The organism is Thermodesulfovibrionales bacterium (assembly GCA_035686305.1).
Classification (GTDB): domain Bacteria; phylum Nitrospirota; class Thermodesulfovibrionia; order Thermodesulfovibrionales; family UBA9159; genus DASRZP01.
In genome coordinates this window covers 1-10,883 of record DASRZP010000078.1, presented here as the reverse complement: position 1 = coordinate 10,883, position 10,883 = coordinate 1, and the positions used below count along the sequence as shown (strand labels likewise).

Below are 10,883 nucleotides of genomic sequence, written 5' to 3'. Positions count from 1 at the left end.
AACTTGAATATACCTGACCTGCTGAGAACGATCGAGGCCGGAAACAGCTTGTTCTATGTCGTTACCGATAGCGAGCAGAGCACCGAACGAATTGTAGCCGAGGCCGCAGCCATGACAGGGGCCGGGAGTCCCTATGTCTGGACTTGCACCGAAGGCTTCGTCCGGGAGGGCTCGTCACTCAAAGAGACGGTAAACCCTCTGCCGGCGCTCGATTTTGCCATCGCACAGCCGGGACCCGCCGCTTTTCTTTTCAAGGATCTTTCCAGCTTTTGGGTAAACAACCCCTTCATTATCAGGAAGCTGAAGGAATTTGTCGTGCGGGCCCGATCAAAGACCCTGATTGTCATCGGTGAAGAGGAGACGATACCGGATCGGTTGAGAGAAGACCTTGTTATTCTCTACCAGGGGATACCCGTTATGACGGAGATCAAGGCGCATCTGGAGATGCTGAAAGGGCGTGTTCCACTGCTCATGGAGGCCTGTGCCTCTGATCCCGGGCTGATGGGCAGGTTGGTGATTGCTGCTCAGGGGCTTTATCTTGAGGACATCGAGCGGAGCATCGGAGCTTGTGCCCTGTCCCGGTCCGGCGACGGCAATGAAATCGTTCGGGCATTGTTCGAGATGAAACAGCAGATCATCAGAAAAAGCGGCATCATGGAGTTTGTCCTCAATGATGCGCCTCTGGAGCATCTGGGCGGGATGGAAAACCTCAAGAGATGGCTGCAGCGTCGTGAAACAGCATTCGGCCTGGATAACATTTCTTCCGGCGCAAAGATGCCGAAGGGAGTGTTGATCATGGGGATATCGGGCTGCGGCAAATCGCTGTTTGTCAAGGTGATCGCCACCCGGTGGAGCCTTCCCCTTATCCGTCTCGATATGGCGGTTGTGTACGGGGGAGCATTCGGCAGTCCTGAGTCGAGCCTGCGCAAGGCCTTCAGGACTGCAGAGGCAGTTGCGCCCTGCGTCCTCTGGATCGATGAGATCGAGTCCGGCATATCATCGCAGGGGTTCAAAGCCGAAGGAGGCGCGGCTTCACGGGTCCTCGGTTCCTTCCTGACCTGGATGCAGGAAAAGACTGCGCCTGTTTTTGTCGCCGCCACCGCCAATGCCATCGAGATGCTTCCGGCGGAAGTGCTCCGCAAGGGACGCTTCGATGAGATATTCTATATGGGGCTTCCCGATGAAACGGCACGGGAAGAGATATTCCGCATCCATATGAAGAAGCAGGGTATCGATTCTGCAGCGATTGATGCTGCGATGCTGGGACGACTGGCCAAACGTCTTTCCGGAGCTGAAATAGAGCAGGTGGTCAAATCAGCGGTCTTCGAGGCCCTTGCCGATAAGCGACCCGTAGTCGAAGATGATCTCTTAAGAGTTCTGAGAGTGACCGTCCCTCTTTCAGTGACCATGGATGAACAGATAAGGAGCATCGAGGCCTGGGCCTTTCGGCGCGCAGTTCCGGCCTCCGGGGAATTAAAGCGTTAGCGCGCACACGATCCTCGGATGTCTTGACACTCACCTTTTGAGAACCCTATAATTGGAGAGCTTTTGGGGGAAGCGCAAGCGGGAGAAAAAGTGATGAATTCGAGAGGCGAAAGAATGAGAACATATCGAAAAATGAATTGGCCTTATGCAGTTTTTCCCTGCCTTTTGGTTGTGATCCTGTGTTTATCGGTCCCAAGTTGCGGGGGCGGATTCCGAACGGTCGCAAATGCAGGTGACGTGAATGGGACCTGGAATCTGTCCCTTGACCGGTCCAACGTCTCTGTCCGCGAAACAGAGCTTTCTCTCACACAGGAAGAAAGATACGGGCCTTTTTCCGGAACATCTTCGGATAACGCAACGCTCACCGGCACTCTCAACAGTGAGAGTATCGTTATTACCCTCAATAACGCAGACGGAAGTGTCACGACCTTAACGGGAGTTGCAAGCAAGGACTGGAAGTCATTCTCAGGAACATATACGAGCACAGGTTCGGACGGATCTGGAACGTGGAGCCTGCCCAAGAGCGTTCCCGCTCCGGCGGCCCTTTCCGTAACACCCTCATCGGCAACCTTGAGTTGTTCAGCAGGAGAATCCCAGACATTTACCGCAACGGGTGGAACTCGCGCATCTTACGTTGTAGGAGTTACAAATCTGAGTCTCGTTACTCTTGATACCTCAACCCTGACGACAAATGGCAAATTTACCGTAACAGCTTCTAATGCGTGTACCGGTGCAAATGGCTCAATTGTGACTTTAACTGTTACCGATACGTCCACTTCGGATAAGGTTGCCGCTACGGTGACGATTTCGAATCCGTAGCTTTTCAAACATGCCGAGCCTGCGGAAATCACCAGGTGAGGCCGCTTATTTCTGCGTTTCGCGAGGTGGATGGATATCTCCTGATCTGTTTAACCACGAGTCTATGCCCTTCTACCGGCCAAAGGACTTCCTTGAGGCCTCGGAGTTCATGGACGGCGGGGATCTGCAACTGAAAATAGTCAGCCAGTTCCTGAGTTGCCGCATCGTCGGACATTGAAGCCTTGCGCCTGTTCCTCTTCCCGAACTTCCAGTAGTTATAGTATCCCCACAAACGCAGGATGGAGAAAAGTATCAGGACATACCAACCGAGCGCCCTTACGAGAGCGAGAAACTCAAGATACCCCGTCTGTTCAATGATCTCGATGGTGAACATCTGACAACTCGTACTCCTGCTGGTATCTCAGTGAGGCGATAGGTTTGGTCTTGAACCCTGCCTCATCATAAACCCCCATGCCGAAGAAGAGTCTGTGAACAAAAGAGCGTCCGTACATGCGGCGGATAGTCTGCTCGACCATCGGGGTAATCGAAAGGGTGACGTCGTGACTCGGATTGAAATAGGAAGCATTTCGCCGCGAGTTATGTGAATAGCCAAGATCCAGGGACATCCTGACTTTCCAGTCCCTCTTCACAAGAAGCCCCTGCTGATAATCGATCATCGCCCCCAGTCTTGTGTTCCCGTCGGAGAAGTTCATGTCCGTGAGAAAGAGTCCGTAGCTGCGCCACTCACTCTCCCTGTAAACAATGTCTGCCTCGAGTTTGTCGGACTCGATGCCGAATACCCTTGCCCGGAGGGGCACGTCCGTTGTGAAGGAATCGTAAGAGAGGTCGAAACTCCACATGTCGTCGGGGGTGAAGCGAACTGCAGTCAAGGAGCCGAAATCCTTTCCATTGTCATAACTGATTGAGAACACTGAGATGACATTTGACATTGCCCCTGTAACTGCTAATCTAATATTAAGAATTAGAGACTCACATATCGGTGCATAAATACTTCTGATGGATGGCATTTTATTGTGAACCCCCAAAAGGAGTCATCGCAGGAGGGTTGGCTGACCAACTTTCGCGCTAAAGAAAGTGCAGTTGATGCTCGTCACTCCAATGATAAGGGCAACAAATCCATCGTGAATAAAGGGAGGAATAAATGAAACGAATATTGTTGCTTATTGCTTTAGTGCTATGGAGTTTTACCACTGTATATGGGCAATCCACCGGGTGGGATGGAGTCGAAAAAGTTTTTGGTGGAAAGGGGGCCTCCGAGGGGGATATGTTCAAAGTAACATACCCTCGCGGAGATCTTGCGGTCAAAATTGGGGAGGTTAGGATTGCGATTACCGCTATACACAGCCATATGCTTTTTGAGTCTCCCCGCCTTTTCTTTCTACATTCTTGGGGATATGATGATCCGGAGAAGCTCGCCAACGGCCTGAAAGCAGCGCTCGATAAAATCAATCTCGCCAAATGAGAAGGCTTATACAAGCAAACAAAAATGATCTCGGATCAGAGGGAGTGATAGTATGAGATGGATTACCAGAGAACATGTCAAAGTCGATCGAGTTGCTTGCCCCTGGCTCATCAAGAAATTTATTGACAAAGAGGCCGAGTTCTTCTTCGTGCCGGCTGACGAGGTGAAGGAGGAAGCGCTCCGTCTCAACGCCATTGCCTTCGATGTTCCAGGGGTGGAACTGGGACATCACGGCAAGGAGTGTTCATTCGATGCCATTCTTAAGAAATATGGGCTGACGAATAATGCAGGCCTTCTCCTGCTCGGGAGGATTGTCAACGGTGCCGATACGGATAATACCCTGTATAACCAGCCAGAAGGTCCCGGGCTCAAGGCGATTGCCGAAGGGTTCAGGCATCTCGGCTTCAAGAATGACCACGAGATTAACAGAGCAGAATGGATTGTCTATGACGCACTCTATGCATACTGCGAGGAAATGATAAGACAGGGCAAACCCGAAGGAGCCGCCCGATAGCAGCTATGCCCTTTGATTTTGCTCTGAGGAACCTTGCATTGAGTCATGACGGTCGTCTCCTCTTTTCCACGCGAAGTTTCCGTCTGTTTGCTTATGGTTTCCTGTCAGTGGTTCTCATGATCTACCTGGCTAAAATCGGCCTGAATGAAACGCAAATCGGACTGTTATTTACCCTCGCTTTGGTCGGTGATACTGTCATTTCCTTTTGGATAACAACGACCGCGGACCGCAGAGGCCGGCGACGCATGCTTATTGTCGGAGCGTTACTGATGGTCTTTGCAGGCGGCCTGTTCGCGACGACGGACAATTTCGCGCTCCTTCTCATTGCTGCAACAATCGGGGTAATCAGTCCAAGCGGTTACGAAGTGGGTCCATTTCTACCTATCGAACTGGCCGCCCTGTCGCACATTGTTCCGGATGAGCGACGCACCCGGGTATTCGCATGGTACAATCTCGCAGGCTCTTTTGCAACCGCACTGGGTGCTCTGTTTGGCGGTGTTACGGCGCAAGCACTACAGGGATTTGGCATGACTCCGACGGGAAGTTATCGTGTTATTGTCGTCGCCTATGCCACAGTGGGACTGATGCTGGGGTACTTGTTCATGAGGCTTTCTGATGCTGTAGAGGTCCCTCATTACTCCGACCCTTCAATTTCATCCCCGAAGCTTGGTCGCCTTCTGGGTCTTGATAAGTCAAGGGTGGTCGTCCTCAAGCTGTCCGCATTATTTTCGCTCGACGCCTTTGCCGGCGGCTTCGTCTTGCAGAGTATTGTGGCGTACTGGTTCCACGTGCGCTTCAACGTACAACCAGCCGCACTCGGAGCTATTTTCTTTGGGGCAAATATTCTCGCAGGGCTTTCGGCCCTGTCGGCTTCATGGGTGGCATCCCGCATCGGCCTAATCAGAACTATGGTCTTCACGCACATTCCTTCAAATATCCTCTTGATATTGGTTCCTCTCATGCCGAACCTGTTTCTGGCAATCACCGTGCTCCTTTTGCGTTTCAGTATCTCGCAGATGGATGTGCCGACCCGTCAGTCTTATACAATGGCTATCATGGGCCCGGACGAACGTTCTGCAGCAGCAGGCTTAACCGGCATTGCAAGGACGACAGGCGCGTCACTTTCCCCAGTGTTTTCGGGACCCCTTCTTGCATCCCCTGCCCTGTTGAACATGCCTTTTTTCCTTTCGGGCGGCCTCAAGATCATTTATGATCTCTTGCTCTATAGGAGTTTTCGCAATCTGAAGCCTCCGGAAGAGAAAGGGACATCCGTTCCGCAATCCTCATGATCCTTTCACAACCAAATCCAGTGCGTGACATGACTGTTGTAGTATAGACAGTGTATGTGTCCGCTCACTGCTTCTGCTTTGTGTGGGCGCAGATACTCAGGAAGCCGTATGTGCATAAATCCAAAGAGTCGACGATGCTCAGAAGAAAAGCGTTTTATGATCTGCACAACGATCAGGGGCATGAGACTCACTCCCACATGACGCTGCCACTTTCTAAGTGTTACTTCTTTCATTGGGAACCTCCTGTAGAATTGTTCGCATCTGAACACCTATACCGTTGCGGGAGTGGACGTGTCACCCTTAACGACAAGCACAGCACAGCCCGCGGTCCCTATCACTTTTTCGGTCGCACTCCCGGTGAAAAATTTTCCCACTTCTGATTTGACCGACACTCCCATTACGATAAGATCAACGCCTCTGCCGCCTGCCGTCTCGACAATCACATTGTATGATCTGCCGACAGGTGTTATGCCCTCTGCCTGGATGTTTTCTTTTTTGGCTATTTCGATAACGTTGTCCACGTTAGTTTTTGCGGCGCCGAGTTCGTCGTTGTTACGGGCGGCGGAAAGAGGTATTATCCTGCTGCCGCATCGCTTTGCAATGTCCACAGCCTCGTGAACCGCCGCGAGGCTGTGTCCGGAACCGTCGGTTGCAACCAAAATGGTCCTGTATTCGATCCTGGCCGCCTTTGGGACAACGAGGACCTTGCATGGCGAGTGTATGATGACTTTCTCGGCGACTTCGCCCATGAGCAACTTTGCAAGCCCTGAGCGGCCGCGCCTGCCGATAACAATCATATCGACATGCCGCTCGGATGCCTCATCCACAATTGCCTGATAGGGTTCTATACTCGAATGGAAAATGGTCTCGCATTTAACGCCTTCCCGAGATGCCCTTTCACTGAGGGAGTCGAGATACCTGGCCGCTTCCGCCTCTTCTTTTTCAAACACGCTTGAACCGATTGTTTCATATTCAGGGTTTGTTTCGAGTATGGTAACAGCGTAAAGCTCACTGGAGCACACCTTGGCAAAATTTATCGCCTCCCGTTCGGCACCCTCGCTGAATTTCGAGCGGTCGGTTGCGAGAAGCACCTTGGTAAGCCTTCCTACAGGACAAGATTGTACACGATCCATAACTACCTCCTCTTTGTTTAAGGTTTTTGGGTACGACGATTTTCTCCTTTTCAAAGCGTATCAGATATCATAATTTCCTCAAATATCAGTGAGCGGTCGCTATCAATCGGCGTGCAGTGAGGTCTCTTTGCATGAAACCCGCAAGCGATCGGCCCACCGAATCCCAATGCGCCGAGGCGCGGGAAATACGCAGCAAGCCTCCCAAGACCGACCGGTTCAATATCCATTATATGCTCCTAAATCTTCGATGCATACAGCATTTCAAAAACAGCTACCCCTCTTTCGAGGCATTCCATATCATCTTTTGCCGTTTTGCGAATTCCTGACAGTAGGCTTTCGATTCCTTGCGCTTCAGGTGCTCTATACCTGTCGTCCCTTACGTCAATTTCATGCACAAGCTCGGCAATCTTCTTTACCGCTCTGTCTTTAATCCCGAAGGACTTCACCAAGACCTCAAATGTGCAGAGATCTCCGACATGAGTGAAAGCCCCGCCCCTTAGATCAAAGGTTACAGAACCTTTTCCCGCGGCAGCAAGTTCCGTTTCGTCCAATAACCCAAACTTGGCGCCCTTGTCGATAAATCGTCTGATAAGCCATGCCGAGGCCATCCTATCTACAAAAGGTCTCTTGCGGCTGACCCATATCTTCCCTTGGTAATCAGCGGGCTTTCTGGAAGGGACAGCGGCAGGTTTCGTTTCCGGCGCTGTACCGAGGAATCCTTTCATTCCTGCATTCAGGGCATTAAGCCTTGGCAGGAGCAAAGCGCCGGCCTTTGAAGAGAAGAAGTCCGTCTTGAGGCCTTCCTCGTAACTCTTTGATGCCTTGGCTATCTGCTCTGAAAGCGCCTTTAGATTCTGAGTTTTCGATCCTTTTTTGACGCTGTTCACCTTAGCCTCAAGGCCTTCGATGACTTTGTTGATCCCATGATACTCCAATTCTTTATGCTTGTTGAAGAGGTCCATGATTTCCTGGTCCTTCATGGAATCAATAGAGTCAACTCTGGTAAAAGCAGCCTCTCCGCCCATCGAAGAGACTTCGGAGACGAGCCACTGGAAGAATTCATAGTGTTCTTCGTTCATGGGCAGGATATAGACAGCGCCCTTGATTTGAACTGCCCCTGCCTTCGAGAGCTTACGCCATATCTTCATGCGGTTGCTGACCGGCTTGGAAGGCACGCTATAGAAGAAGAGGAGCCAGCCCTGGTCTTTTCTGATATTCCCTTTATCGGTCCGTTTCATGATGGTCGCTTGCATGGTTAAGCCTTGCCTACCCAACAGCCTGGCAAGCAGGAGCCGACAGGCCGCCTGCAGTCTCCTGAGTCTCGCCCAATAAAAGCCTTTGCAGTATCGAATTCACCGGCTTCGGCAAACGTTATGGCCGCGAAAAAATTGTCGGACTGTTGAGTGAAACGGCCTGTAACTTGCTTCAGATACCCGACGTTCCTCGCACCCGCAAAGACTCCTGCTGTGCAAATGTCTCTTCGATCTTCCGTGTTATATTTTTCATCGATCGGCCTCCTTTCTGTTACTTGTGTTAAAAGAGTAACACATGTTACATTATTTGTCAAGAGAAATTCCGCGAAGCATGAAGTCGAAGGGCGACGAATTGTTGATGGCACTTGCGAGTCCTTGGCGCTCTTTGACATTTGACACACATGGCGATCTGCTATACCTTGTAAACGAAAAGCTGATTTGAAGAGCAAGGAGGTTCCATTGTGGGTCGAACGATGACCCTGGATTGTCACACAGTGCGAGTCTCAAATTGTCGGCGCTAGTGATACCCGGTGTTTGTCAGCAGTTGTGGTTCTTTTCGGGTGAACGAGCGAAGATCTATCACGCGGCCAATGGCCAATGTCGGTCAGACAGCCTGTTGACGCCGAATTTTACGGCTAATCCTTTTCCGCCACTCTTCCGATACTGACGATCCTGTCCTCGGGGTCCAGGTCCATGAGCTTCACTCCCTGGGTATTCCTCCCATGGATCGATATATTCCCGGCGACCGTCCTGATAAGCTTGCCAGTATTTGCTATCATCACAACCTCATCCTCGTCCCTGACCTGCATGAGGCCGACAGCCTTTCCGCCTTTTGGAACGAGCTTTATAGAGATAACGCCCTTTCCGCCCCTTCCCTGAACAGGATACTCATCAAGCCTTGTCCGTTTTCCGATCCCCTTTTCCGTGACGGTGAGCAATGCCGTATTCGCCTCAACAATCTCCGCAGAAACAACCTCGTCACCCTTCTGAAGTCTCACCCCTATCACGCCCTTTGCTGTCCTTCCCATGGGTCTGACGTCTTCCTCGTTGAACCTGATCGACAACCCTTCCCGTGTCCCGATGATGAAGTCGCTCTTGCCGTCTGTCTTTCTCACGGTTATCAACTCATCGCCCTCTTCAAGGGTCACCGCAATGATCCCCTTGCCCCTCGGATTGCTGTATTCATCGAGCTGAGTCTTCTTGACGAGCCCGTTCTTTGTGAACGTCACGAGGTATCCCTCTTTGAAATCGCGCACCGGCAGGGCCGTCGCGATCCGTTCTCCCTCGGAGATCGAGAGGAGATTGACGAGGGCCTTGCCCTTTGCTGCCCGGCCTGCCTCGGGGATCTGGTATATCTTGAGCCAGTAGAGCCTTCCAAGGTTGCTGAAGAAGAGCATATAGTCGTGGGTGGAGCCGATAAAGAGCTGCTCCACAAAATCCTCTTCCTTTGTCTCCATGCCCATAAGGCCCTTGCCGCCCCGTCTCTGGCTCCTGTATGCGCTCAGGGGGTTCCTCTTTATGTATCCCTGATGGGAGATCGTTATGACCATCTCCTCTTCAGTTATGAGGTCTTCGATGGTTATCTCCTTGGTCTCTTCGGTGATCTCTGTCCGTCTCTCGTCACCGTACTTTGTTTTTACCTCAAGGAGCTCTTCCTTAATGATCTTCGAAACGAGGGCGTCGCTTCCAAGAATAGCCTTCAGCCTTTCGATCTCCTTCAGGGTCTCTTTATATTCGCTGATGATCTTCTCGCGCTCGAGGCCTGTCAGTCTCTGCAGTTTCATGTCGAGGATAGCCTGTGCCTGGATCTCTGAGAGAGGATAGCCGGCCATCAGTCCCTGTTTCGCCTCTTCAGGGCTCTTTGCAGCCCGTATGAGGGCAATGATCTCGTCAAGGTGGTCAAGGGCGATCTTCAGTCCTTCAAGGATATGAGCCCGTTCCTGGGCCTTTCTGAGTTCGAACCTCGTCCTCTTCAGGACCACGTCGCGCCGGTGCTGGAGGAAGTAGTTGAGAACCTTCTTGAGGCTCAGGACATTCGGCTGGCCGTTCACGAGGGCAAGCATGATGATCCCGAAGGTGGTCTCCATCTGGGTGTGCTTATAGAGATTGTTCAGAACAACCTCTGCCATCTCGCCGCGCTTCAATTCCATGACAACCCTGATCCCATCCCTGTCGGACTCGTCCCGAATGTCTGATATCCCCTCGATCTTCTTTTCCCTGACAAGCTCTGCGATCTTTTCGATGAGCCGCGCCTTGTTCACCTGATACGGGAGTTCAGAGATGATGATGCTTTCGCCGCCCCGGTGTTCCCTCTCGATCCTCGCCCTCGCCCTGACCTTGAGAAGTCCCCTGCCTGTGGCGTAGGCATCCCTGATCCCTGCTGTGCCGTGTATGATTCCGCCTGTCGGGAAGTCAGGCCCCTTTATTGGGGTCATAAGCTCTTCAATGGTTGTGTCAGGGTTTCCCAGAAGCATCACCAGACCATCGATAACTTCGGAGAGGTTATGGGGCGGGATATTCGTTGCCATACCGACGGCAATCCCGGCTGACCCGTTGATGATGAGGTTCGGAATCCTTGACGGCAGCACTTTCGGCTCTTCAGTCGTTTCATCGAAATTGGGGATGAAGTCAACGGTCTCTTTATCGATATCGGCCAGAAGTTCTTCTGCTATCTTTGCGAGGCGAGCTTCCGTGTACCGGTATGCTGCAGCAGGGTCACCGTCAATGGACCCATAATTGCCCTGCCCGTCGACAAGGGTGTATCTCATATTAAAATCCTGTGCCAATCTGACCATGGCGTCATAAACGGCCGTGTCGCCGTGGGGATGATATTTCTTCAGGACTTCTCCGACAACACCGGCGCTTTTTGAATATTTCCTGCCGGGGAGAAGGCCCTCCCTGAACATGGCGTAAAGGATCCTTCGCTGA

General features: G+C 51.8%; 11 protein-coding genes. 5 read left to right on the top strand and 6 right to left on the bottom strand.

What is annotated here, in order from left to right:
• Positions 1–1,485: AAA family ATPase (locus VFG09_09480; protein HET6515375.1), on the top strand; the 1,485-nt coding region annotated here is incomplete at its 5' end.
• A gap of 237 nt (positions 1,486–1,722) precedes the next feature.
• On the top strand, positions 1,723–2,304 hold the full coding sequence (locus tag VFG09_09475) for a hypothetical protein (protein HET6515374.1): 582 nt from the start codon (positions 1,723–1,725) through the stop codon (positions 2,302–2,304).
• A gap of 28 nt (positions 2,305–2,332) precedes the next feature.
• Here the strand turns inward: VFG09_09475 and VFG09_09470 are convergent, their stop codons facing one another.
• A complete protein-coding gene (locus tag VFG09_09470) occupies positions 2,333–2,677 on the bottom strand; it encodes a PgaD family protein (GenBank protein HET6515373.1) in 345 nt (114 codons plus the stop codon).
• Positions 2,655–3,233, bottom strand: a complete 579-nt coding sequence (locus VFG09_09465; GenBank protein ID HET6515372.1) for a hypothetical protein — start codon at positions 3,231–3,233, stop codon at positions 2,655–2,657. The genes VFG09_09470 and VFG09_09465 overlap by 23 nt, the downstream gene beginning before the upstream one ends.
• 212 nt (positions 3,234–3,445) lie before the next feature.
• Between VFG09_09465 and VFG09_09460 the strand changes: the two genes are divergently transcribed.
• From VFG09_09460 to VFG09_09450, 3 genes are read left to right on the top strand one after another with little or no spacing between them, the layout of a single operon-like run.
• A complete protein-coding gene (locus tag VFG09_09460) occupies positions 3,446–3,766 on the top strand; it encodes a DUF1259 domain-containing protein (GenBank protein ID HET6515371.1) in 321 nt (106 codons plus the stop codon).
• Positions 3,767–3,818: 52 nt separating this feature from the next.
• Positions 3,819–4,280, top strand: a complete 462-nt coding sequence (locus VFG09_09455) for a chromate resistance protein ChrB domain-containing protein (GenBank protein HET6515370.1) — start codon at positions 3,819–3,821, stop codon at positions 4,278–4,280.
• 5 nt (positions 4,281–4,285) lie between these two features.
• Complete coding sequence (locus VFG09_09450) at positions 4,286–5,569, top strand: MFS transporter (GenBank protein HET6515369.1); 1,284 nt, start codon at positions 4,286–4,288, stop codon at positions 5,567–5,569.
• A 269-nt stretch (positions 5,570–5,838) separates the two neighbouring features.
• Here the strand turns inward: VFG09_09450 and VFG09_09445 are convergent, their stop codons facing one another.
• From VFG09_09445 to gyrA, 4 genes are all read right to left on the bottom strand, one after another.
• Complete coding sequence (locus VFG09_09445) at positions 5,839–6,702, bottom strand: universal stress protein (protein HET6515368.1); 864 nt, start codon at positions 6,700–6,702, stop codon at positions 5,839–5,841.
• Between the two features lie 50 nt (positions 6,703–6,752).
• A complete protein-coding gene (locus VFG09_09440; protein HET6515367.1) occupies positions 6,753–6,929 on the bottom strand; it encodes a hypothetical protein in 177 nt (58 codons plus the stop codon).
• 9 nt (positions 6,930–6,938) lie between these two features.
• On the bottom strand, positions 6,939–7,940 hold the full coding sequence (locus tag VFG09_09435; GenBank protein HET6515366.1) for a chromate resistance protein ChrB domain-containing protein: 1,002 nt from the start codon (positions 7,938–7,940) through the stop codon (positions 6,939–6,941).
• A 650-nt stretch (positions 7,941–8,590) separates the two neighbouring features.
• On the bottom strand, positions 8,591–10,883 hold a 2,293-nt coding region (gene gyrA / locus VFG09_09430), incomplete at its 5' end, for a DNA gyrase subunit A (protein ID HET6515365.1).